This is a genomic window from Kitasatospora sp. NPDC086791 (genome assembly GCF_040685975.1).
Lineage (GTDB): Bacteria > Actinomycetota > Actinomycetes > Streptomycetales > Streptomycetaceae > Kitasatospora.
Genome location: NZ_JBFBOC010000008.1, coordinates 154211 through 175537, shown reverse-complemented (window position 1 = coordinate 175537; position 21327 = coordinate 154211). Strand labels below are relative to the sequence as shown.

Genomic DNA, 21327 nt, shown 5'->3' with positions numbered 1-21327 from the left:
CCGGACGGCGTGGATCTCCGAGCGGCCCCACCGGGACGTCAGCGCTGTGCGATGTCCACGTTCTCCAGGACGCCGACCGCGTCCGGCACCAGGATCGCGGCGGAGTAGTAGGCGCTCACCAGGTAGGAAATGATCGCCTTGTCGTCGATTCCCATGAACCGCACCGACAGGCTCGGCTGGTATTCATCCGGAATTCCGGTCTGGTGCAACCCGATGACACCCTGGTTGTCCTCGCCGACGCGCATCGCGATGATCGAGCTGGTGTGCCCGCCGATGATCGGGATCTTGTTGCACGGGAAGACCGGCACCCCGCGCCAGGACAGGATGTGCCGGCCCTCGACCTCGACCGTGCCCGGGTTGATCCCGCGCTTGTTGAGCTCCCGGCCGAAGGCGGCGATGGCCTTGGGGTGGGCCAGGAACATCTTGGTGCCGCGGCGGCGGCTGAGCAGTTCGTCCAGGTCGTCCGGGGTGGGCGGGCCGGAGTGGGTCTGGATCCGCTGGTCGTACGCGGCGTTCTCCAGCAGGCCGAACTCGGGGTTGTTGACGAGCTCGTGCTCCTGGCGCTCGCGCAGGGCCTCGATGGTCAGTCGCAGCTGGTGCTCGGTCTGGTTCATCGGCTGGTTGTAGAGGTCGGCGACGCGGCTGTGGACCTTGAGGATGGTCTGCGCGACGCTCAGCTCGTACTCGCGCGGCTTGAGCTCGTAGTCCACGAAGGCGCCGGGCAGCTCGTACTCGCCCGCGTGGCCGGAGGAGAGGTCGATCGCGGCCTCGCCGTGCTTGTTCTGCGCCTGTTGGAAGCCGTTCAGGTACTCGATGACCTGCAGCTGCAGCGCCTCGGAGCGGTCGTGCAGCTCCTGGAAGGAGGGCCAGGACAGCGCCATCACGGTGCCGGAGGTCGCGGCGCGGACCGTGTACGGCCAGGTGCCGTCCTCCTGCCGGAGCGCCTCGTCGCCGAGGTGGTCGCCGTCGGCGAGGGTGCCGACCACCGCCTCCTCGCCGTACTTGCCGGTGCCCATCCGGTCGAGCTTGCCGTGCGCGATCAGGAAGACTTCGCTGATCGGCGTGCCGGCCTCGACCAGGACGTCCCCGGCGTCGAACTCCCGCTGCACGAAGCGCGCGGCCAGCTCCTCCAGCACGGCCTCGTCCTGGAAACCACGCAGCACCGGCACCTCGGCGAGCGACGGCGGGACGATCCGCACCTCGGCGCCGGTCTTGACGAAGCTCACCCGGCCGCGGCCGACCGAGTAGCGCAGTCGGCGGTTGACCCGGTACGTGCCGCCGGACACCTGCACCCAGGGCAGTTTCCTGAGCAGCCAGCGCGGGCTGATGCCCTGCATCTGCGGCGCGGACTTGGTGGTCGTGGCGAGGTTCCGCGCGCCCGCCGTGCTCAGACTCTGCTGCTGCCGGATCTCCGCCTGCGCGCCGGGCGCAGGAATACCGGCATTGGTTTCGGTCGACATGAGGGGAGCCCTTCGCATACCCGGTACCCGATGAAGTGTCGCCTTGCGCATTCGTGTTGCAGCTTCATGGTGGGCCCATTCGAGGACAGCCCGCAATCACTCATTCGAGTGGTTTGGAATAACCGAACAAATAGTACGAATAGAGCACCTGATCGATATTCATTCGACTACCCATTCGAACGGATCGGAAATCCGGCACCCCATCTTCCCCCATCGCCCCCCTCGCCCGCGCCTCCCCTTGACAAGGCCGCACCCGGTCGGTCCGGCCGGGACTGGCGACGGCCGGGATGTCCGGCCACGTCCGGCGACAGCAGCCGCGGCAGCGACTACAGCGGCCCGTCCCAGTCGAGCCTCGGCTCCAACACCCCTTCCAGGGTGAGCAGCCAGCGCTTCACCTCGATCCCGACCCGACCGCCGCCGAAGCCGCCGATCCCGTCCGCCGCCACCACCCGGTGGCAGGGCACCAGCAGGGCGACGGGGTTGGCGGCCATCATCTGCCCGACCGTCCGAGCGGCCAGGCCGGGCTCCGTGACGTCCTCGAACACCCCGCTGCGGGCGGCCAGTTCGCCGTACGTGACGGTCCGCCCGTACGGCACCTCGCGCCAGAGCGTCTGCAGGACGGCGCGGTGCGGCCCGGAGCTCAGGCTCCAGTCGATCGGCAGGCCCAACTCGCGGCTGCGGCCCGCCAGGTAGGCGCCGATCCGCTCGGTGACGGCGGTGATCTTCGACTCGTCGGCGCACGGCGGCGCCTCACCGTCGCGTCCGCCGTAACCCGCCGCCGCCACCCCGAGCGACGTCACCGCGATGTGCATCGGGCCGCTGGGCAGCGGCGTCGGCACGGTCAGCCAGGACATCGACCAGGACTGCGGCACGCTCGGGCCCCCACCCTCCGCCGGACCGGCCGCCGACCACCCCGGCACCCGGAGGACGTCCCCGCCCCGCGCGCCATCGTACGGCGGGCGGTCGGGGGCCCGGGCGCGGGCGCGGTGGACCCCGGTCGGGGCGTGCCGCACCCCGGACCTGAGCCGGTCGGCGCCGGCCCCGGTCCGGGCTGGGTCGGACTCGGTCAGAGCCGCCCCTTCAGCTCGGTGGCGAGTGCCCCGGACCAGTGCGCCAGTTCGGCGCGGTCCGGGACGCGGCCCTCGCAGAGGAGGGCGAGCTGCGCGTCGTTGATCCGGTTCGGGCCCGGGATCTCCAGCAGGTACGCCAGTTCGGCCAGCACGGTGGCGAGCCGGGCGGCGTCCGTGTGGTCCAGGGTGACCGCGGACTCGTGGTGGCTGATGGTGAGCGAACCGGGCATTGGTCAACCTCCTCCGTCACCCCCCGCACCTCCACGGTACGACCGGGTCGGCCGCCCCGCCCGCCGCGGAGGCATGCGTGCGCGGGTGGGGCAGCCGGTTGCGCTCCGGGGCCGGCCGGGCACGGTGCGCGGTGGGCCGCACCGGAGGCCGGGGGTGCGCCCCGGAGCCGTCCGAGGGGATTGGTCAGGTCTCCCGGTCCTCCTCCCAGCGGCGGTTCCGTACGGCCGGTATGCCCAACACTACGGCTCCGGATGCCAATTGCCGGAGCGACCCGAGCAGCAGCACGGTGTCCGTCCCGAACCGGCCGGTCACGGACGGCCGCCACCACCGGTGGAGTCGCTCCCCCGCGGAGTGGATTCCCCGGGCCCGACGGGACCGCGCGGCGGCCGAGCGGGAGCAGGCCGTCCAGTAGCGCCGCCAGGTGGGGCAGCTCGGGCCGGGCGTCCGGGTCGAGGTGCAGGCAGGCGTCGATCGCCTCGGCGAACGGGCGGGGCAGGCGGCGGCGTGCGGACACCGGTGGTGCGGGGCTCGACGGCTGTCCGCCGAAGGGGAGTTCGCCGGTCGCGGCCTCGTAGAGGGTGATGCCGATGCCCCAGACATCGGTGGCCGCCGTGAGCGGGCCGCCGGTGGCTGTTCGGGGGCGAGGTAGCCCTCGGTGCCGATGCCGGGGGTGCCCGGGCCCGGGGGGCGGGCGATGCTGAGGTCGAGCACCTTGGCGCGGCGGCAGTCGATCACGATGTTGGAGGGCTTGAGGTCGAGGTGCAGCAGGCCCTGTCCGTGCAGGTAGCGGGTCGCCGAGCAGAAGATCCGAGCATGCTCCCGACTCGGGAGAGCACTTGCCGACTACTCTCCGCCGTGTTTGAGTAACCATACGTATACAAGAGGCGCCGGTTCGAGCCCATGACTTCACAGACCGCAGCGGTCGTTGGTGCTGCCCGGGAAAGGGACAACATGATCCGGAAGCTGGCTGCAGAACTGTTGGGAACAGGACTGCTCGTGTATGTCGCGGTCGGGGTGGCAACCCTGTCGTTCGGCTTCGGCACAACGGGGAGCAGTTACGCCGCCGGCGTGGTCGCCACCGCACTCGCGTTCGGCCTCGTCCTACTCGCCCTGGCGTACGTGCTCGGGCCGATCTCCGGCTGTCACGTCAACCCAGCCGTCACCGTCGGAGCCTTGTTGACCGGCCGAATCAAGCTGCTCGAGGCGGCTGGCTACTGGGCTGCACAGTTCATCGGCGGGATGCTCGGGGCCTTGCTCCTTTGGGGCACGTTCGCCTGCTCACCCCTCTACAGCCGTTCGACCACCGGCCTTGGGGCCGACGGCTGGGGTGCCGCCAGCCGCATTCACATCAACGCAGGCGGTGCTTTCCTGATCGAGGTGGTGTTGACCACTCTCTTCGTCTTCGTCGTCCTCGGCGCGACGAGCAAGACCTCGAATGCCACGGTGGCAGGACTGACCATCGGGTTGTCCCTCGCCATGTGCCACCTCATCGGGATTCCGGTCACCGGAACGTCGGTGAACCCTGCCCGCAGTCTCGGTCCTGCCCTCATCGTCGGCGGGACGGCCCTTACCCAGGTGTGGCTTTTCATCGTCGCCCCCCTCGTGGGCGGCATCCTGGCGGCCGGCCTTCACCTACTGGTCCTCCCGAGGACCACCCCTTCGCCCGTCCAGTAAGCCGCAGCGACTGCGTGACTGCACCTCCGGAAGGCGGCGCCGCACGACCGGCTGATGTCACCCGGTGATGCAGCGGGCCCCGGACCGAGATCAGTCCGGGGCCCTCCATGCGTTCTGGGCCCGTTGACCTGGGCCGGAATCCTGAGCCCCCTGTCGGGTTCGAACCGACGACCCCCGCTTTACAAGGACAGGCGTTCGAGACCCGGCGTGACCTGCGGCTCAGCTGGCCTGTCGGTTCCCGGCCATCGCGCTGCCAGCGCCCGCAACTGACCGCCACGTACCGCCCGATCTGGCACGCCTATGGCACGCTCACAGGTCGAGGAAGTGCTCCGGCAGAGCTGCCTCGGGCAGCGCGCGAGTCAGAACCACGTAGGCCGGCCCATAGGGCGTTTCGCTCTTCGAGGTCTCCCACTGATCAAGCTCGTGGGACAGGTACCGCTTCAGCAGCTGCCGAAACTGCTCAGCCTCTGCGTCGCTCAACGGCCCGTCCGGCTCCATCTCGCTCATCATGGCCGCACACTACAGATCAGACCTGGCCTCTTCGTCCCGAAGCAACCGGGAATGCCCTTTGTCTGGGCTCAGACGGTCGCTGACCTCCAAGCAAAGTCTCCAGACGTCCGTGGTTGTCCGCCGACATGCGGGGCCGTAGCGCAGGTAGTCACGCAGCTGTCCCAGGGTCGGTCACTGGTCGCGATGCGAAACGGGCCGCCCTGGGACTCTAACCTCCGTCAGTCCCTCGCACTACGGTTCGACCATGGCCAAAACTACGGACCGCTCACGCCGCCGACCCTCAGTGATCTACGCTGCCGCCTGGAGGTGTGCCCATGGTGGCTGGGAGCGAGGCGAGCAACGGTTCCAAACCGCGCCAGCGCCACGTCCAGGCCGTAGACGATCGCACGCTCACCAGCATGATGGAGGAGCTCCAGATCGGCCTAGTCACTAGCGTGGCTGCGACGGCGGGTTGCTTGGTTGAGCGGGTGGGCAAGGACCTGTTCGGCATGGATGTGAGGTTCATCCGGCCGCCGATGACCCCGCTGGAGGAGGAGGTACACCTCCTGGCCCAGCTCAAGAGCACTACCCAGACGGTCCCTGATCCCGCGAAGGGCTGGTTCAGCTACCAGTTCTCCAAGCGCGCATACCTTGAGCAGCTGGCGAAGCCGCGCCGCAACTACAAGTCGATCTTGATCGTGATGACCATGCCGCAGAACCAGGCGGAGTGGACCGAGGCTACTCACGAGGGTCTGCTGATCCGACGAGCATCCTATTGGAGACACCTTGAGGGCGTGGCAGTCAGCCCGACGGTGGACAAGCCGAGTGTCAGACTGTCAACCAGCGACATCTTTGACGCGCCGACTCTGATCAAGCTCATGGACCGGGTCGATAGAGAGGAGAAGCTTCATGACTGAGCCCAGTTCCTCTGCCCTAGTAGAGCGGGTTGACCCAGCGAAGCTCGCCGTCCTGCTCGAAGACTCTGGCTGGAAGCTTGCCGGAGGCCGGCGGGGCATCTTCCTCCGACTGTCGCCTCCCGGTGATAGTCCGGCGTGGCCTCGAACAAGCCTTCTCCTGCCGCTGGATCAAGAAGATCCTGACTATCGCGAAGTTATGGGCGTCGCGCTTCATCAAATTTCGTTGAATCATGACTTTTGGACTCGCGTCGTATTTCCGAAGATCATCACGAATAGTGCCGATGAATTCAAATTCCGCCGCGAATCGGCTGCTCCAAGTGGGCTGATCGATTGGCGAAGTGGTGAGCGCCTGATTGATTCAGCCAGACGCGCAATGCTAGCTGGAGCCAAGTACTACCTTGGCCCGGAGCGTCACTTTGTTAATCGTCATGGAAGGTTCGCGAGTCGCTACCTCGATCAGGTTCTAATGGGACAGACTGAGCCAGGTAGCTACATTGTCACGGCCTTCGTTCCGCCCGACTCAAGCGTTCCCCTTAAGGCCGAGCCAGAGTCAATCATTACAGGCTTTGGAGCGGTTTCTTCGCGTTCTGTCAGTGAGGCCTTCGCCAAGGCAGTCGAATCGACACTAGAGGCGATTTCTCACTATAAGTCCACTGGCGCGCTGTCGGGCTTTGTGGAGGGCGTTGAAAATGGCGTCTCATACGAGATGACAAGTGCACTGCTGGGCATGGCTTCGATGTCCGATGGGGCAGACATCACGATCGACTGGGATGCTGCTGTCCCCGTCAGTGGTGCCACTTCGCACCATTTCGAGCTGCAGGGGTCCGATGCGGAAGTCCTTGACAAGGCTGCTCGACAGCTCGCCCAGGATGACGGACCACAATTCGTGACAGTGCTAGGGCGAGTGCATCTGCTAGCCAAGAAGCAGGCTGGAAGCCCAGGGGTTTTTGGAGTCGAGTCGTTCGGTTCTGGTTCTCCCAAAAAGGTGCGCGTGAGGCTCGCTGACGAGGAGGACTATCACGCAGCCATCCGTGCACACGAAGAGGACCTTGCGATTCAAGTGAGCGGCAGGCTTGAAAAAGAAGGAAATCTGAGTTGGCTCTACAATGCGACAGTTCTTCGCATTGTCGGACCACTTGAAGACCTCGACCCGAAGAAGCAGCGAAAGCCTCAAGCTCAAGTGGACCAGCCTGGGCTTTTCGATTGACGAGTCACTATCACATGTCGCGGACATGACAAGACACTTGGGCTTGCGGCTATGCGATGGCTGTTCGCCTGGGCGGTGGAGCGGTTTTGGCCGGTGCCCTGCCTGGTTTGGGGTCGAGCATGATCGGGGGGCCGTAAGCTGTTGCGACTCGGTCAGGGCTTTTGGACCTGACCGCAATTTGGCCGAGTGGCCCCCCGTTCTTGCTCGACTCGGGTCCCGAGCCTGGGAGGTGGGTAAAACCGTGGAGCCGCCCGACCCCAGCCACGACGGGCTCTAACCTCGGCCAGCCTCCCGGCCGCACGTTCGACGTGCGCGGCCGGCCGCCGCCGAAGCGGGGCGCAAGACAGGAGCGACGGCGAGCGGCTAGGCCGCGCGCTGGCGCGCTGTGCGCGCCCTTGAACCTGTAGAGAAGATTTTTACTCACTCCCACCCCTCCATCCCTCACCCCCACCCCACCCCTTCTCACGCCCCTCCGCCACCTGCCTCCGGGCCCGTCGGCCGCCTATCATCGGCAGGCTCGGATCTGACTACTGTTCACATCCTCGGTGCGGGGGCCATGGATACGATCACCCAGCTAGTGACCATCGCCGCGGTTGTGCTCGGCGGGTTGACCACCTACGCGACGAACCAGCTGATGGAGCGGAGCAAGCGCAAGGACGGCCTGCGGCTTCGCTGGGACGAGAAGAAGCTCGACGCGTACGCCGACTACGTCGGGCTGGTCCGGACCTCGATCCACATCGCGGTGCTCCTCTACGAGGTGCGCGAAGAGATCCGACAAATGCCGCGCACGGAGCACGAGTTGTCGATGGAGCTGACCGAAGCCAGCGGCGCCCAGGCAAGGGCATTCGAGCGGATCATGCTGCTCGCCGGGGATGAGGTGATCGAGGCGGCCCACGCCGTTCAGGAGAACCTCGCCGCGATCGGCTGGCAGGCCCGGGGTTTGGTCGACGGCACGCTCGCGGACTGGCGGGCACTGCACACCGGGGCGTTCAAGGCGATCAACCGGTTCCACGAAGCCGCCCGCGCGGACCTCGGCGTACGGGGCCGGTTCGAGGGAGAGCAGCACACCGCCCGTGGGCTTCTGCTGCCCGGCGCCCGGAGCGCGGATGAGGCTTCCGGCCAGATCTGAAGCGGGCAGCGAAACGGCCCCGACGCTCGTGCTGCCGGGGCCGTCCTCGATCGGCGGTGCTCAGCCGGCGTCGAGCCGCCAGTTCTCCAGAGCCAGCAGGGCCTCCGCCCGGGCCTGGATGACCGACATGCGTGCCGCTCGCTCGACCTCCTGGTTGTGCGCCGCCTGGTGGGTGCTCTGCCCCGGCCACTTCCGGTAGAGGAGGCCGGTCTCCTCGATGAACCACCCGCGGCTCACCGCGTTGAGCGACATCAACAGCCCGGTGTCCTCGGAAGCCGGGAGCGCCATCCACCCGCCGAGCGCGAGCAGCAGGTCCCGCCGGACGCACAGCGTCGCTGGGTGCACCTGGGCGCGGAAGTCGTGGGCCTTCCAGTGGGACAACACCTCGCCCCGCTCGATCGTTCCGGCCGGCGGGTCCTGGTCGAAGCCGACCGTGCTGCCGTCCGGGAGGAGGTCGAGTACGCGCGACGTCGTCCACGCCACGTCTGGCCGGCTGGTGAGGACGTCAAGGTCTCGCGCCAGTGTGCCCGCGGGGAGTTGGTCGTCGGCGTCGAGCACCTTCACGAACTGCCCGGTGGCCCGCGAGAGTCCCATGGTCCGCGCCATGCCCGCTCGGCCGTGCCGACCCTGGCCGAAGCTGATCCGGGCGTCGTCCGGCACGTGCGGGGCCACGTCGTCCGTCTCGCCGTCCTGCTGGATCACCCACTGCCAGTCCCACCCGGCCGGGAGGTCCTGGTCCAGGAGCGACTTGTAGGCGTCCGCCAGGTACTCGGCACCCGGTCCGTGGACGGCTGTGATGACGGTTACGAGATTGGTCATGCTCACCACCTGCTCAGCTGGGTCGTGTAGACCATCTCGGTGCGGTCGCCGGGCAACGTCACGTCGGCGACCTCCACCACGCGGTCCGTCGTGTCGATGCAAGTCTTCCTGAGGATGATCACCGACACACCCGCGGGCAGGCCGAGCTCTTCCGTCTCGTCCGGCGTCGGCGGCCGCGCCCGGAAGGTTTCCACGACGCGGTCCAGCTCGATGCCGACGGTGAACAGCTGGTTCTGCGTCCCGCCCGGCCACGGCTCCTGGTCCTGACGGAGGAGGTCCGGGTTCCCCGAGATCAGGTCCAGCAGCAGGTAGGACCGGGACACGTTGAACGGCGCCCGTTCCTCGCTGTACCGGGTGCGGTACGTGCGTTCCAGCAGCATGGTCCCCTCGGGCACCCCGAAGGCAGCCGCGAGATCGGCGTTCGCCGGGACCTGCTCGTACTTGGCCGCGAACACGAGGTCGTGCACCGTCAGCCCGGTGTCGTGCTCGGTGGCGCCGGTCTTCAACCGTTCCGACTCGGCCTCGCGCGCGCGGTTCTTCTCCCACTGGTGGCGGAGGTTGTCCCGCTTGACCGGGGTCGGCTGCCGGCGGACGAAGGTGCCTCGGCCGTGCTGCTTCTCGACCAGCCCCTCGGCCGCGAGCACCCCCACGCCTTGCCTGACGGTCGGCACGCTCACCCGGTACTGGTCGGCGAGCGCCGTTTCCGCGGGCAACCGGTCGCCGGGGCCCAGCTCGCCGGCCTTGATCTGGCGCCTCAGATCGGCAGCGATCCGCTCGTACTGGTTGGCCATGGTGCTGGTCACCGTCCTGTCGTGGTCTTCGGCTCATCCTAAGTCCTAAAGAGGTGTTGACGACTAGCTGATGAGCCGTCATAGTTTTCCCCACGGCAACTCCTAATGAGGACTTGAGGACAAGATCTCAGGAGGTGCTGATGACACCCGGTATCTGCCGTGGTGAGGCTGCTCCGAGGACGACGACATTCCCTCGGTGCCAGACGAAGGAGCCCAGCTCATGCGCTTCATCCCCGTCGACACGACCGCCGCGCTTGTGATGGTCGCCCAGGCTCCCCGCCCGAAGCTCAAGGATCGCCGCACCGGCGAGATGGCCATGGACGCCGAGACCGGCGCGCCGCTGGTCACCCTCGACGTCACGTTCGTCGCCAACGGCGAGGCCGACATCCTGTCCCTGACCGTGCCGCAGCCGGGCATCCCGGACGGGCTGGCTCCGGGCATGCTTGTGAGCCTGACCCGGTTGATCGCCCGGCCGTGGGAGAACGAGTTCAACGGCCAGCGCCGTTCCGGCATCGCCTTCCGGGCCGACGCCGTGACCGTCGCCGCCGCCCCGGTCCTTGCGGCCACGAACGCCTGACCGCCGTGAACACCCTGACGGCGACGCTCTTGGAGCTGAGTGTCCCCGGTGCCGCAGTGGGCGCCGGCGCGCTCTACGCCAAGGCGAAGATGCCCCGGACCTACTGGGCGACCGTCGGTCTCCCGCTGACCGTCCACCGCATCCGGCACGACTTCGAGAACGTCATGGAGGCCTGCGGGCTGACCGTGGAGCCCTCGTTCTGGCGCGCGATGGCCTCGTCCGCGACCAACCGGCCGGCCAAGCCCGCGATGCCGAAGGTCCGTGGCATGCAGGTGAGTTCGACCGGCCTGCGGGTCCGGCTCCGGCTCGCCCGCGGCCAGCAGACGTCGGACATGGTCGATGCCGCCGAGCGACTGCGGCACGCCTGGGGCGTTCACGCGGTGCACGTCTCGGAGGTCAAGCCTGGTGTGGTGGACCTGCGGATCGTCGGCTTCGATGTGCTGCGGAACGTACGCATGCCGCGTCGTGCTGGCGCCAAGTCCCGGGAACTGCTGCGGATCCCGGTCGCGCTGCGGGCCGATGGCACCGTGCACCACCGGGACTACCGGCAGGCTCCGAACGGGCTGAACCTCGGTGCCAACCAGTCCGGGAAGTCGATGTTCACCCGGAACCTGGTCCACGGTCTCGCTCCGCAGCCGGTTGCCCTCGTCGGGATCGATTGCAAGCGCGGCGTCGAACAGCGACCCTTCGCTCCGCGGCTGTCCGCGCTGGCCACCGACCAGGGCGAGGCGCTCGGACTGCTGCTCGCGTTGCTGGTCGAGATGGACGACCGGTACGACCTGATCCGCGACCACCAGGGTGTCCCCGGATCGGTGGCGGCCGAGGACCTGACCGCCGACATCTGGGGCCTGCCCCCGAAGGTTCGGCCGGTGCCGATCGTCGTCCTGGTGGACGAGATCGCGGAGCTGTTCCTGGTGGCCAGCAAGGCCGATGAGGAGCGGCGGAACCAGATCGTCACCGCGCTCATCCGGCTCGCCCAGCTCGCCCGCGCCGCTGGCATCTTCTTGGAGATCTCGGGCCAGCGATTCGGCTCGGAACTGGGCAAGGGTGCGACCCTGCTCCGCTCCCAGCTGACTGGCCGCACCGTCCACCGGGTCAACGACCTGGAGACGGCGAAGATGGGGCTCGGGGACATCTCCGACGCCGCCGTCGCAGCGTCCACCCGGATCAGCCCGGACATGCCGGGGATGGCCGTCGCCGGCGACACCTCAGGCCAGTGGTCCGAGATCCGCACCCCGTTCCGCTCGCTCGCCGAAGTCGCCGCGCGGTGCGTCGAGTTCGCACACATGACGCCCAACCTGGACCGCCTGGCGGCCTTCCGCCCGCAGGTCATCAGCCCGGTGAACATCCCACCGATGCCCTCGACGCCGCCGAGCTTCGCGCCGGTCCCGGCCACCGAGTAGCGGCGCCTCACCCAACCGATCGGCGCGCCGTCTCGCGCCAAGTACCTACCCCCGCCATGCCTCGACCAAGAGGAGTTTCACCCGTGTCCCGCAAGCCGTCCATCGCCGAGATCGGCGCCTTCCTCGGCCACCTCAAGGCCACTCGCGACAACGACGACAACGGTCCGCTCCTCGCCGAGAAGGCGGACCTGCTGAAACGGATCGCCCGGGCCAACCCGGACGACCGCGACGCCGCCCAGCTCGCCCGCGAAGCCCGCGCCGCCGCCGACCGCGCCCAACGCAACCCCCGGTGACCCCGGTGGCCGCCCGCAAGCGCACCGCGCCGCCGAAGCCCGTGCCCTGCCAGCCCTGCAAGGGCACCGGCCAGACCACCGAGTCGGTGTACGTCGGCCGCGGCGTTCGCCGTCGCCGGATCGCCGAGCAAGAGGCCACCTGCCCGGACTGCCTCGGCACCGGCACCGCGTAACCCAAGCCGCCGCCGGCACAGGCGGCAAGCCGCTGAGGCCCTGCCCGGCCCGCAATCCTCAGGAGAAGCAATGCAGCAGGACACCTACTTCTGCGTCCTCACGATGCAACAGACCGTACGCGACACCACCGCGATCGGAACCTTCGCGGACACCATCAAGCCGTCGCCGCGAACGACCCGCGCCGACATCTACGAGATGGCGATCGGCGAGCTGACGCGGCTGCGGCCGGAGCTCACCGACGGCATCGTCCTCTTCTTCTCCCTCGACACGAACCAGCTCTAACGGGGTACGCCGTGCGCCGACTCCCCAAGCTGGACGCCGTCCTCGCGCAAGCGGTGATCGCCGCCGCGCTCTCCTTCGCCCACCTGCACGATCTTGCCGAAGCCGCCGGTCAGAGCGGTTGGAAGTCCTGGGCCTACCCGGTGTCCGTCGACCTCCTGCTCGTCGCCGCTTGGCGCCGGATGCGCTCGGGGGCCGCTCGTCGACTCGCCTGGTGCTGGTTCGTGATCGCTTTGGCCGCTTCGCTCGGCGCCAACGTCGGCACCGCCGGACTGCTCGACCTCGGCGCCGCCCCGGCCTGGCTCCGCGTCCTGGTCGCCGGCTGGCCCGCCGCCGCCTTCCTCGGCGGCACCCTGCTGGCCCACTCGACCGCTGAGCCTGCCGAGGAAGCCTCGCCGGTCGAGCCGGAACTGGACGAAGCCGAGCCCGATGACGCCCCGCCGCTGTACGTCCCGGCCGCCGAACCGATCACCGAACCGGCTGTCGAGCCGACGCCGGTCCCGCCTCCGCCGGCTGTCCCGGCGATCGAGCCGGCTCCCGCTCCGGGGCCGCCTCCGGTTCCCGCACCGGCCCCCGCGCCCACGGTCCCGGCCTTCCTCCTCGACCACGCCCGCAAGGTCGCCGAGGACCACCGCACCCGCACCGGCACCCCGATCGACGCCGCCACGCTCCGTGCCCGGCTCGGCGTCAAGGACCCGCTCGCCTCGGCGCTCGCCGCCGAACTCGCCTGAAGGACTCACCTGATGAACGTCCAGCTGCCCTTCCTGTTCATCCTCGCGCTCGCCGCCTGGTTCATCGTCCGGAACCTCCGACTGCGCTGGTGGGCGGTCGCCGCGCTCGTCCTCCTCGGCTTCTACCTTGCCGACACCTCCGCCGCCCCGCTGATCGACAACACGACCCACAACGGCGTCGACGTCATCAACAAGTCGACCACCAAGTAATCGGACAGAAAGGAGAGTTGGCCGTGAAGACCACCGTTCGCCTGCCGCCCCTGATCACCGTGGACGGCTCCGGCCTCGTCGCCGAGATCGAGGCCTACCTAGCCTTCCTGCCCGCCCCGGCCCGTATCGCCGTGCCGTACGTCTCGCCGCTCGGCTCCACGCTCCAGGCCTGGAACGCCGGCTACCCGGTCCCGCGGCTCACGCTCCTCGACCGGATCACCCACCGCCCGGCCCGTCCGGTACCGGTGAGCGCCGCCGGGCACCTCCGGCTCACCTCCCGCTACATCGACGCCTTCGGGTGGCTCCAAGGCGCCATGTGGGACTCGGCCGGCCGCGTTTGCCTCCTCGGCGCCCAGGCCGCCGTCCTCGCCCACGGCTACGGCACCCCGTCCACCGTCACCACCGCCCGGGTCCAGCTCATGGAGATCCTGCACGCCACTGGCCGCCCCGTGAGCTCCCCGGACGAGTACAACGACCGCCCCACCACCCGTCGGGCCGACATTCACCACCTGCTCGACCAGGCCGCCGGCCGCGCCCAGCGCCTCGGCCTCTGACCTCCTCGGGACGGCCAACACGCCGCCAGCATCCCGCCGCCCCGGAGATCGCAACCCCAACCACGCCCATCACGAAGGACCGCTCATGGATCTGCCCACGATCTTTGCCGCCGGTGCACCGCTGATCGGATGGACCACTCACGGCGCCTGGCTGAACCGTCGCCTCGCGACCGCCCGCCGCGACCCGCTCACCGGGCTCCACACCCGCGACGGCTTCACCGCCCGCGCCCACCGGCTGACCCAGCGCCACCCGGGCCGCGCCTCGGTGCTGCTGATCGACCTGGACGACTTCAAGGCCACCAATGACACCTACGGCCACGCCGCCGGCGACGCGGTGATCACTGCCACCGCCGCCCGTCTGTCCGCCTGGTGCGGTCGCCCCGGCATCGCCGCCCGGCTCGGCGGGGACGAGTTCGCCGCGGCCGTCCTGGACGCCCCCGCGCGCCTGCCCGAACTCCGCGCGGCCCTCAACCAGCCGGTCCTGTACGCCGGTTTCACGCTCCCGGCCTCCGCCTCGGTGGGCGTCTGCCCCGTCGCGGAGCTGCCGGTCGTCTCGCTCACGGACGCGCTCGCCTCCGCCGACCGGGACATGTACGCGCACAAGCGCGACGGCCGTACCTCCCGCCGCCGCTGATTCGAAGACCGGCCCCGGGGCGGCAACACGCCGCCAAGCATCCCGCCGCCCCGAGACCGCAACCCCTTCCCGAACCGAAGTCCACGAAGGAGAGCCCCATCATGCCGCAGCACAGCCACGCCCCGACCCGGATCTGCCCGAACTGCTCGGGTCACGCCACCGCGCACATCGCCACCGGCGTGCGCCTCCGCGACGGCTCCCGCGCCACCGTCCCGGTCACCTGCCCGACCTGCCAGGGCGCCGGCACCGTCGTCCGCCCACTGGCCGCCGTCGCCAAGGCGGTCTGACCGATGGCCCTCCTCGACTGGCGCGACTCCAAGCACTGGGCTCCGAAGCCCGCCCCCTGCGGCGTCTGCAACAAGCCCACCAACCTGCGCTCCGACCGTGGCAAGCCCGTCCACAAGGTCTGCGCCGAGGAGTGGACCGACCGCCGCCAGCAGCCTGCCGACCAGTCCTGACCACCCAGCCCCCGGGACTGGTACCGCTGGTCAGTCCTGGGGGCCTCTCCACGGAGGGAGGCACCACCTTGAACCGCCACATCATCGACCTGTTCGCCGGCCCCGGCGGCTGGTCCGAGGGACTGCGCCGCCTCGGCCGCACCGACATCGGCCTGGAGATCGACGCCGCCGCCTGCGCCACCCGCGCCGCCGCCGGACATCACACCATCCGCACCGACGTCGCCGCCTACCCGACCACCCCGCTCGCTGGAAAGGTCTCCGGCCTGATCGGATCCGCCCCGTGCCAGACGTTCAGCTCGGCCGGTCTCGGTGCCGGAGGTGACGACATCGCGCTCTGCCATCAGGGCCTTGACGACCTCGCCTCCGGCCGAGACACCCGCGCCGTCCTTCGGACCGCCTGCGTCGACGCACGCTCGCTCCTGGCCGTCGAGCCGCTGCGATACGCCCTCGACATCCGCCCGGACTGGGTCGCCCTGGAGGAAGTCCCCTCGGTGGAACCCCTCTTCGACCACATGGCTCGCGTCCTGCGCACGGTCGGCTACTCGACCTGGGTCGGCATCCTCAACGCCGCCGACCACGGCATACCGCAAACCCGCCGCCGCGCCTTCCTCCTGGCCTCCACGACGCGCCAAGTCGCCCCGCCCGAAGCCACGCACGCCAAGGCGCCCGAGCCCGAAAGCCTCTTCGGTCCCGGACGCGCCGCCTGGACCACCATGGCCGACGCCCTTGGGCTTTCCTCCGGCGGCGTCACCACCCGCGGCGAGCACACCGGCGGCGGCAACCGCTTCACCGCCGCTGGCCCGGCCTGGACCCTGACGGGCCGCGCTCGGTCGTGGAAGCTCTCCATCGAATCCGCCCCGGAGCGCGAACTGACCGCCACCGAAGCCGGCATCCTCCAGGACTTCCCCGCCGACTACCCGTGGGCAGGCTCGCGCACCAAGCAGTTCGAGCAGATCGGCAACGCCGTCCCGCCCGGCCTCGCCGCCGCGGTCCTCGGCACAGTCCTGGAGCCCGCTCACCTGCCACTGGCGGTGGCTGCCTGATGACTACCGTCACCACACCGCCCGTCGCCGATCTCCTCGGCCTCGCCCAGCTCGGCACGATGCCCGCCCTGATGCGGCAGCTCTCCGGCCTCGCCGGCTGCACCTCGCCCGTCCGCCTAGACGGCTGGCGCACCGAGATCAACGAAGCCACCGGGCAGGTCCTCCACCACCTGGAGTCCGCCGACCTGCCCGCCGGCAATCTGCTGCTGCGCTGCGGCAACCGCCGCGTCACCCGCTGCCCGTCCTGCGCCGAAACGTATCGCCGCGACACCTACCACCTGATCACCGCCGGACTCGTCGGCGGCAAGGGCACCCCGGAGACGGTGTCCGCCCACCCCCGGGTGTTCGCCACCTTCACCGCGCCCGGCTTCGGCCCTGTCCACAACCGGCCCGGATCCGGCAACTGCCGTTGCGGCACCGCCCACACCGCCGACGACCCGCTACTCGGCTCGCCGCTCGATCCCGAGACGTACGACTACGCGGGCCACGTCCTGTGGAACGCTCACGCGGGCAAGATCTGGGCCCGCTTCACGATCCACCTGCGCCGAGAGATCGCCAAGCTCGCCGGGCTGTCGCAGCGCGCCTTCAAGGATGTCGCCCGGGTCTCCTTCGGCAAGGTCGCCGAGTACCAGAAGCGCGGCGCGATCCACTTCCACTCCGTGATCCGCCTCGACGGCCCCGAGGGCGGCGACACGCCCCCGCCGTCCTGGGCAACCGCCGACCTGCTCACCGACGCCATCCGCGCCGCCGCCCACCGGGCCGACATCCCCGGTCCACTGGTCGACGGCCGACAGCACCGCTTCACCTTCGGCAAGCAGCTCGACATCCGAACGATCCGCAACGCCGACTTCGCCGGCCCCGTCCAGATCACCGAGCGGGCCGTCGCCGCCTACATCGCCAAGTACGCGACCAAGGGCGCCGAGACCGCCACCGGCACCCTGGACCGCCCCGTCCGGCTGCTCGCCGAGATCGCCCAGCACGACATCCCCGAGCACGCCCGCCGGCTCATCCGGACCTGCTGGAACCTCGGCGCCCGCCCAGAGCTGGCGGAACTCCGCCTCCGTGCCTGGGCCCACATGGTCGGCTTCCGCGGCCACTTCTCCACCAAGACCCGCAAGTACTCGACCACGCTCGGCGCCCTCCGCGACGCCCGCACCGCCTGGCGCCGAGCCCAGACCCTCGAACGCCTCCACGGCCCCGACGCCCAGGCTGCCGATGACACCACGCTCGTCGTCGCCCACTGGGTCTTCGCCGGTCTCGGCCTCACCCGCGGCGAAGCCTGGCTCACCCAAGCGCTGCAACCCGCCCCCGGAACGGAAGGAGAACCCACCAATGCCTGAGCCCCTGCTCGACGTCAACCAGGTCGCCGAACTCCTCGGCACCACGCCCCGATTCGCGCGCCGGCTCGTCGCCGAACGGCGGATCGAGTTCATCAAGGTCGGCCGCCACGTCCGCGTCCGCCCGGCCGTCGTCGCCGAGTACCTCGCCGCGAACACCGTGGTGCCCATCTCGGTCCGCCGTGCCGCACTGCGGAGGGCCGCCTGATGGCCAACTCCAGGGGCAACCGCCGGCGCTTCGGCTCTGTCCGCAAGCTCCCCTCCGGCCGCTTTCAGATCCGCTACCCGGATCCGGTCACCGGCCTGATGCGTCCCGGTGAGGAGACCTACCCCACCAAGGCGGACGCCGAAGTCGCGCTGACGCTCATCGAGGCTGACATCAAGCGCGACCAGTGGACCGATCCGGACGCCGGGAAGGTGAAGTTCGGTGACTTCGCCGACGAGTGGCTGAAGGACCGGAAGTTGGAGGACACCACCAGGGAGCGGTACGAGGGCGTGCTCCGGCTGCACATCAAGCCGACGTTCGGCGCGCGTTTCGTGTCCGAGATCACGGCGGCCCGGGTCCGGACGTGGCGAACCCGCCTCCTGGAGTCGGGAGTCGGCGAGCCAACCGTCGTCAAGGCGTACCAGCTCCTCCGCAGCATCATGACCACCGCCGTGGACGACGAGCTGATCAAGCGCAACCCGTGCCGGATCAAGGGCGCCGATGTCTACGACGTCCCGGAACGGCCCGTTCTGACCGTCCCCGAGGTGTACGCCGTAGCGGCGGCCATCCAGCCCCAGTGGCGGGCCCTCGTGCTGCTGACCGCGTTCACCACACTCCGGCTCGGCGAGCTGGCCGCGCTCCGCCGGCGGGACGTCGACCTGGACGCCCGAATTCTCTGGGTCCGCCGGAATCAGGCAGAGCTGAGCAGCGGCAAGCTGATCACCAAGGCTCCCAAGAGCCGCGCTGGCTTCCGCCCAGTCGCCTTCCCGGCCCTGATCGTCCCGGACCTGGAGCAGCACCTTGAGCGCCACGCGGCCAAGGGACAGGACGGACTGTTCTTCGTCGGCCCACGCGGCGGCAGGCTCCGCCGAAGTAACTTCCGGGACGACTGGACGGCCGCTAAGGTCAAGGCCGGCGTCTCCCCGGACATCCACTTCCACGACGTCCGGCACACCGGCAACAACATCGCCGCGCAGAACGGGGCCAGCACCCGGGAGCTCATGACCAGGATGGGTCATAGCACCACCCGGGCCGCGCTGATCTACCAGCACATGACCAGCGACCGGGACCGTACCATCGCCGACAAGATGGGCGACGCCGCCCAACAGGCCCTTAAGGAGACGGATCCGCCTCTCGGCTAGGGCATGCCGACCCAGACAGGCCAGGCGGCATGCCCCATTCCCGGCAGCAGCGTTACTGCGCGATGAGCTGAACCAGAAGCGCGCCGAGTGCGCCACTCGCGCCCGTGACGAAACTGAGCGCCGCCGCACGGGCCAGACCGTGGAACAGCTGGCGTCCGCTGACAGTTCCCGGTTTCCCTGGGCGGATGCGCATTGCGCTACTGAGTCGCCTAGTCTTTCCGGACATGTAGGCCTCCCTGGGCTTACTCGTGGGCTCCCTCGACCAATTGCTGTAGGAGGCGCTGGTCGATGGGAGCCCTTGGCATTGGGCAGCATCTAAGCACCAGATTGACCGTCAGAATGGGTCTCAAAAGCGGACTTTGATCATCCAGATCTGACCCTCGCTGCATTGCGCGCGCACGCCCGGGCGCGCGCGCGTAACACAAGATCCATAGTGACACAGATCACATCACCGCCGACGCCTTCGCTTGCTCCATAGCGAGGCCTGAGCCTCATAATCGACCTGCGAGCCAAGGACGCGAAGGCGCCGAAGGCGGGCTCGCTCTCGACGACCAAGACGGTGCCCGGGCGAAGGGGAGGTCCGCTCCCAGCGCGCTTCCTGAGCCGCGTGGTGCGACTGAACAGCCCTCACCGAACTCTGCCACCGTTCAACGGTCTGCAGGCTGTATCCAGTGGCGGTCGAGATCTCTTCTGGGGTCATTCCGGCGAGTAGTGCGCGGGCCGCTGCGTCCCGCGCTTGCTTCGTAAGGGCGTACTCAAGACGTCGGAGCTCTGTCCGCTGTTTCTTGATCCGCACGAGCTCACTGTGCAGCTCATCCATGAGGGGGCCATCCATGGCCACACGCTAAGCCCGTTCGCCAGCCGAAAACCAAGCTGCGACCTTCTGGCACGCCCGTGGCACAGGCCGAGTAAGACCGCAGCAACGACGAAGGGCCAGCACCACCGGATCACCCCGGTGAGCTGGCCCTTCTGGCGTCTCCGCCCCGGAGCCCCCTGTCGGGTTCGAACCGACGACCCCCGCTTTACAAGAGCGGTGCTCTGGCCAGCTGAGCTAAGGAGGCACGGTGGCCGTCCGCGAGCGATCACGGCGGCACCGGGGGCAGTCTACCGGGCCGGGGTGGCGGGGTGGTGGGATATCCGGGGGTTGGTGGGGCAGGCGGGCGTGATGGAACCGATGCCGAAATCGGGTCGGCGGGGGGCTGACAAGCGGCGGAAGCGCAGGTAGCGTCGCGGGGAGCCGGTTCGTGTAGTGGTCCAGACCACTGGCGGGCGGCGAAGTGGACACCCCCCTTTACTCGGATCGTCCGGCACGTTCCTGCCGGTGAAGGAGAGCAACGACCATGGCTTCTGTCACGTACGACCAGGCGACCCGCATCTACCCCGGGGCGGACAAGCCCTCGGTGGACGCGCTGGACCTGGAGATCGCGGACGGCGAGTTCCTCGTGCTGGTCGGCCCGTCGGGCTGCGGCAAGTCGACCAGCCTGCGCATGCTGGCCGGCCTGGAGGACGTCAACTCCGGCGCGATCCGGATCGGTGACCGCGACGTCACCCACCTGCCGCCGAAGGACCGGGACATCGCGATGGTGTTCCAGAACTACGCGCTCTACCCGCACATGACCGTCGCCGAGAACATGGGCTTCGCGCTCAAGATCGCCGGCGTGAACAAGGCGGAGATCCGCACCAAGGTCGAGGAGGCGGCGAAGATCCTCGACCTCACCGAGTACCTGGACCGCAAGCCGAAGGCGCTCTCCGGCGGTCAGCGCCAGCGCGTCGCGATGGGCCGCGCGATCGTCCGTCAGCCGCAGGTCTTCCTGATGGACGAGCCGCTGTCGAACCTGGACGCCAAGCTCCGCGTCTCGACCCGTACCCAGATCGCCGGCCTGCAGCGCCGCCTGGGCATCACCACGGTGTACGTGACCCACGACCAGACCGAGGCGCTCACCATGGGCGACCGGGTCGCGGTGCTCAAGGACGGTCTGCTGCAGCAGGTCGACACCCCGCGCAACATGTACGACAAGCCCGCCAACCTGTTCGTGGCCGGCTTCATCGGCTCGCCGGCCATGAACCTGGTCGAGGTGCCGCTGGTGGACGGCGGCGTGAAGTTCGGCGGCTCGGTCGTCAACATCTCGCGCGAGAACCTGGCCGGCGCCGGCTCCGACAAGTCGGTGACCGTCGGCGTCCGCCCCGAGCACTTCCAGATCGTCCCGGCGGGCGGCATCGAGGGCGTCGCGGTGACCGTGAACGTGGTCGAGGAGCTCGGCTCGGACGGCTTCGTCTACGGCACCACCAAGATCGGCGGCGAGGACAAGGAACTGGTCGTCCGGGTGCCCGGCCGCCAGATCCCGGCCCGTGGCGAGACCATCCACGTGGTGCCGATCGCCAACGAGACCCACGTCTTCGCGACCAGCACCGGCAAGCGCCTGAGCGTCTGCGACTGACGCGGCCTGTCGGCGCCCGCCGACACCGAGACGACGGAGCCCGTCGGACCCTCCCCGGTCCG

The 21327-nt window shown here is 69.2% G+C and carries 27 protein-coding genes and 1 tRNA gene; 20 read left to right on the top strand and 8 right to left on the bottom strand.

Features of this window, described 5'->3' with window-relative positions:
* Positions 1-38: 38 nt before the first annotated feature.
* From AB0Q99_RS14590 to AB0Q99_RS14575, 4 genes are all read right to left on the bottom strand, one after another.
* Positions 39-1460: a family 2B encapsulin nanocompartment shell protein gene (locus AB0Q99_RS14590; protein ID WP_363571544.1), complete on the bottom strand. Its 1422-nt coding sequence runs from the start codon at positions 1458-1460 to the stop codon at positions 39-41.
* Between the two features lie 326 nt (positions 1461-1786).
* Positions 1787-2332 carry a methylated-DNA--[protein]-cysteine S-methyltransferase gene (locus AB0Q99_RS14585; RefSeq protein ID WP_363571542.1) on the bottom strand — a complete coding sequence of 182 codons (546 nt, stop codon included), beginning with the start codon at positions 2330-2332 and terminating at the stop codon, positions 1787-1789.
* 194 nt (positions 2333-2526) lie between these two features.
* On the bottom strand, positions 2527-2760 hold the full coding sequence (locus AB0Q99_RS14580) for a hypothetical protein (RefSeq protein ID WP_363571540.1): 234 nt from the start codon (positions 2758-2760) through the stop codon (positions 2527-2529).
* Positions 2761-2944: 184 nt separating this feature from the next.
* Complete coding sequence (locus tag AB0Q99_RS14575; RefSeq protein ID WP_363571681.1) at positions 2945-3526, bottom strand: hypothetical protein; 582 nt, start codon at positions 3524-3526, stop codon at positions 2945-2947.
* 186 nt (positions 3527-3712) lie between these two features.
* Between AB0Q99_RS14575 and AB0Q99_RS14570 the strand changes: the two genes are divergently transcribed.
* The gene (locus tag AB0Q99_RS14570) at positions 3713-4435 is read left to right on the top strand and encodes an aquaporin (protein WP_363571538.1); all 723 of its coding nucleotides are present in this window, start codon (positions 3713-3715) and stop codon (positions 4433-4435) included.
* A 309-nt stretch (positions 4436-4744) separates the two neighbouring features.
* Here AB0Q99_RS14570 and AB0Q99_RS14565 read toward each other — a convergent pair whose 3' ends face one another.
* Positions 4745-4945 carry a hypothetical protein gene (locus tag AB0Q99_RS14565; protein ID WP_363571536.1) on the bottom strand — a complete coding sequence of 67 codons (201 nt, stop codon included), beginning with the start codon at positions 4943-4945 and terminating at the stop codon, positions 4745-4747.
* Between the two features lie 314 nt (positions 4946-5259).
* Here AB0Q99_RS14565 and AB0Q99_RS14560 point away from each other — a divergent pair, with 314 nt between their 5' ends.
* The 3 genes from AB0Q99_RS14560 (at position 5260) to AB0Q99_RS14550 (ending at position 8177) form a co-directional block, all read left to right on the top strand.
* The gene (locus tag AB0Q99_RS14560) at positions 5260-5841 is read left to right on the top strand and encodes a DUF4365 domain-containing protein (protein ID WP_363571534.1); all 582 of its coding nucleotides are present in this window, start codon (positions 5260-5262) and stop codon (positions 5839-5841) included.
* Entirely contained in the window at positions 5834-7048 is a 1215-nt protein-coding gene (locus tag AB0Q99_RS14555) for a hypothetical protein (RefSeq protein WP_363571532.1), read from the top strand. Before AB0Q99_RS14560 ends, AB0Q99_RS14555 begins: the two co-directional genes overlap by 8 nt.
* Positions 7049-7604: 556 nt before the next feature.
* Positions 7605-8177 (top strand): hypothetical protein, encoded by a 573-nt coding sequence (locus AB0Q99_RS14550; RefSeq protein WP_363571530.1) that lies wholly within the window; start codon positions 7605-7607, stop codon positions 8175-8177.
* A 60-nt stretch (positions 8178-8237) separates the two neighbouring features.
* On the opposite strand, the gene AB0Q99_RS14545 is transcribed toward AB0Q99_RS14550, so the two are convergent.
* Both AB0Q99_RS14545 and AB0Q99_RS14540 read right to left on the bottom strand, forming a co-directional pair.
* Positions 8238-8996 (bottom strand): glycosyltransferase family A protein, encoded by a 759-nt coding sequence (locus tag AB0Q99_RS14545; RefSeq protein ID WP_363571528.1) that lies wholly within the window; start codon positions 8994-8996, stop codon positions 8238-8240.
* 2 nt (positions 8997-8998) lie between these two features.
* The gene (locus AB0Q99_RS14540) at positions 8999-9787 is read right to left on the bottom strand and encodes a GntR family transcriptional regulator (RefSeq protein WP_363571679.1); all 789 of its coding nucleotides are present in this window, start codon (positions 9785-9787) and stop codon (positions 8999-9001) included.
* A 220-nt stretch (positions 9788-10007) separates the two neighbouring features.
* Here AB0Q99_RS14540 and AB0Q99_RS14535 point away from each other — a divergent pair, with 220 nt between their 5' ends.
* The 15 genes from AB0Q99_RS14535 to AB0Q99_RS14465 all read left to right on the top strand — a co-directional run bounded on the left by AB0Q99_RS14535 (position 10008) and on the right by AB0Q99_RS14465 (position 18827).
* A complete protein-coding gene (locus AB0Q99_RS14535; protein WP_363571526.1) occupies positions 10008-10364 on the top strand; it encodes a hypothetical protein in 357 nt (118 codons plus the stop codon).
* Positions 10365-10378: 14 nt separating this feature from the next.
* Positions 10379-11767 (top strand): FtsK/SpoIIIE domain-containing protein, encoded by a 1389-nt coding sequence (locus AB0Q99_RS14530; protein ID WP_363571677.1) that lies wholly within the window; start codon positions 10379-10381, stop codon positions 11765-11767.
* An 83-nt stretch (positions 11768-11850) separates the two neighbouring features.
* On the top strand, positions 11851-12060 hold the full coding sequence (locus AB0Q99_RS14525; RefSeq protein WP_363571524.1) for a hypothetical protein: 210 nt from the start codon (positions 11851-11853) through the stop codon (positions 12058-12060).
* Entirely contained in the window at positions 12057-12233 is a 177-nt protein-coding gene (locus AB0Q99_RS14520; protein ID WP_363571522.1) for a hypothetical protein, read from the top strand. The genes AB0Q99_RS14525 and AB0Q99_RS14520 overlap by 4 nt, the downstream gene beginning before the upstream one ends.
* 70 nt (positions 12234-12303) lie before the next feature.
* The gene (locus AB0Q99_RS14515; RefSeq protein WP_363571520.1) at positions 12304-12516 is read left to right on the top strand and encodes a hypothetical protein; all 213 of its coding nucleotides are present in this window, start codon (positions 12304-12306) and stop codon (positions 12514-12516) included.
* Between the two features lie 11 nt (positions 12517-12527).
* Positions 12528-13244: a DUF2637 domain-containing protein gene (locus tag AB0Q99_RS14510; protein WP_363571518.1), complete on the top strand. Its 717-nt coding sequence runs from the start codon at positions 12528-12530 to the stop codon at positions 13242-13244.
* A gap of 12 nt (positions 13245-13256) precedes the next feature.
* Positions 13257-13454 carry a hypothetical protein gene (locus AB0Q99_RS14505; protein WP_363571516.1) on the top strand — a complete coding sequence of 66 codons (198 nt, stop codon included), beginning with the start codon at positions 13257-13259 and terminating at the stop codon, positions 13452-13454.
* A gap of 23 nt (positions 13455-13477) precedes the next feature.
* On the top strand, positions 13478-14008 hold the full coding sequence (locus tag AB0Q99_RS14500) for a hypothetical protein (RefSeq protein ID WP_363571514.1): 531 nt from the start codon (positions 13478-13480) through the stop codon (positions 14006-14008).
* A gap of 85 nt (positions 14009-14093) precedes the next feature.
* A complete protein-coding gene (locus AB0Q99_RS14495; RefSeq protein WP_363571512.1) occupies positions 14094-14642 on the top strand; it encodes a GGDEF domain-containing protein in 549 nt (182 codons plus the stop codon).
* A gap of 101 nt (positions 14643-14743) precedes the next feature.
* The gene (locus AB0Q99_RS14490; protein ID WP_363571510.1) at positions 14744-14929 is read left to right on the top strand and encodes a hypothetical protein; all 186 of its coding nucleotides are present in this window, start codon (positions 14744-14746) and stop codon (positions 14927-14929) included.
* A 3-nt stretch (positions 14930-14932) separates the two neighbouring features.
* A complete protein-coding gene (locus AB0Q99_RS14485) occupies positions 14933-15100 on the top strand; it encodes a hypothetical protein (RefSeq protein ID WP_363571509.1) in 168 nt (55 codons plus the stop codon).
* Between the two features lie 68 nt (positions 15101-15168).
* Positions 15169-16143: a DNA cytosine methyltransferase gene (locus tag AB0Q99_RS14480; RefSeq protein WP_363571507.1), complete on the top strand. Its 975-nt coding sequence runs from the start codon at positions 15169-15171 to the stop codon at positions 16141-16143.
* Complete coding sequence (locus AB0Q99_RS14475; protein ID WP_363571505.1) at positions 16143-17483, top strand: replication initiator; 1341 nt, start codon at positions 16143-16145, stop codon at positions 17481-17483. Before AB0Q99_RS14480 ends, AB0Q99_RS14475 begins: the two co-directional genes overlap by 1 nt.
* Positions 17476-17688 carry a helix-turn-helix domain-containing protein gene (locus tag AB0Q99_RS14470; RefSeq protein ID WP_363571503.1) on the top strand — a complete coding sequence of 71 codons (213 nt, stop codon included), beginning with the start codon at positions 17476-17478 and terminating at the stop codon, positions 17686-17688. The genes AB0Q99_RS14475 and AB0Q99_RS14470 overlap by 8 nt, the downstream gene beginning before the upstream one ends.
* The gene (locus tag AB0Q99_RS14465) at positions 17688-18827 is read left to right on the top strand and encodes a site-specific integrase (RefSeq protein ID WP_363571501.1); all 1140 of its coding nucleotides are present in this window, start codon (positions 17688-17690) and stop codon (positions 18825-18827) included. The genes AB0Q99_RS14470 and AB0Q99_RS14465 overlap by 1 nt, the downstream gene beginning before the upstream one ends.
* Positions 18828-19814: 987 nt before the next feature.
* Here the strand turns inward: AB0Q99_RS14465 and AB0Q99_RS14460 are convergent.
* Positions 19815-19888, bottom strand: a tRNA-Thr gene (locus AB0Q99_RS14460).
* A 279-nt stretch (positions 19889-20167) separates the two neighbouring features.
* Here AB0Q99_RS14460 and ugpC point away from each other — a divergent pair.
* Complete coding sequence (ugpC, locus tag AB0Q99_RS14455) at positions 20168-21265, top strand: sn-glycerol-3-phosphate ABC transporter ATP-binding protein UgpC (protein WP_363571499.1); 1098 nt, start codon at positions 20168-20170, stop codon at positions 21263-21265.
* Positions 21266-21327 lie beyond the last annotated feature (62 nt).